We start from the raw sequence: 1,091 nt of genomic DNA on the forward strand, positions 1-1,091 counted from the left end.
GGCGTTGTTGCATAAATTCCCTTGCAGCCGAATGAGCAGGCTGCCGCGCTGGTAGGCTCCCTGACTTTGCCTCGAACATGCGAAAAGACACTCTTCTGCCCAGCCAGCCCAAGGCAGTCTATCGGGTCACGAACTGGCCCGAGTACAACGCGGGCCTGATTGAGCGGGGAAGTGTGACCCTCTGGATGGACGAGCAGATGTTCGCGCCAGCATCTCAAACGCCAGGCCAGCGCGGACGCCCGCAGGCGTACTGTGATGGGATGATCCAGATGCTGCTGACCCTCAAGTCGGTCTATCGCCTGCCGCTGCGGGCGTTGCAAGGCTTTGCCAGCAGTTTGCAGCGCTTGGCCCTGCCGGGTTTGCCGGTGCCCAACTACAGCACGTTCAGCCGAAGGGCCAAGTCGCTGCGGGTGAGCCTGCCGGTGCTGCGCAATGCGGGCGAGGCGGTGCATCTGCTGGTCGACAGCACCGGGCTGAAACTCTTTGGCGAGGGCGAGTGGAAAGTACGCCAACACGGCTACAGCAAACGGCGTAGCTGGCGCAAAGTGCATCTGACGCTGGACGTGAAAACAGCTCAGGTGTGCGCCGTCTTGATGACGCACCGTGATGTGGACGATGCCAGCGTTCTGCCCGAGCTACTGGCGCAAATCCCGCAAGACACCCCGATTGAAGTGGTGGGCGGCGACGGCGCCTACGATACCAAGGCCGCCCGTGCGGCGATTGCCGGGCGCGGTGCGCTGGCGCTGATTCCTCCTGTGGAGGGCGCCGTTCACTGGCCTGCCAGTCAGGCCGGGGCGCAAGAGCGCAACGCGGCCATTGACCATATTGCCCAAAGCGGCAAGCAGGACTGGAAGGACAAAAGCGGCTATCACTGCCGCTCCCTGGTAGAGAACGTGATGTACCGCTTCAAGACGCTGACGGGCGACAGGCTGTGGGCGCGTGATGTGGAGGTGCAGGACGCGGAAGTCGCTGTCCGGGTGGGCATCATCAACCGCATGGTGGTACTCGCAAGCCCTAAATCCGTCCGGACCGCCTAAAAATGGGGGGCCAGGGGGATGCCTCGTCATTGGAGGGATTTATGCAACAACGCC

At 62.7% G+C, this 1,091-nt stretch carries 1 protein-coding gene; it reads left to right on the forward strand.

Translation table 11 applies throughout. The features are described 5' to 3' along the window. Positions 1 to 77 precede the first annotated feature (77 nt). Complete coding sequence (locus tag RCH06_RS17870) at positions 78 to 1,037, forward strand: IS5 family transposase (protein ID WP_327082808.1); 960 nt, start codon at positions 78 to 80, stop codon at positions 1,035 to 1,037. Positions 1,038 to 1,091 lie beyond the last annotated feature (54 nt).

It is taken from the genome of Polaromonas sp. CG_9.5, assembly GCF_035984465.1.
Taxonomy (GTDB): Bacteria; Pseudomonadota; Gammaproteobacteria; order Burkholderiales; family Burkholderiaceae_C; genus Polaromonas.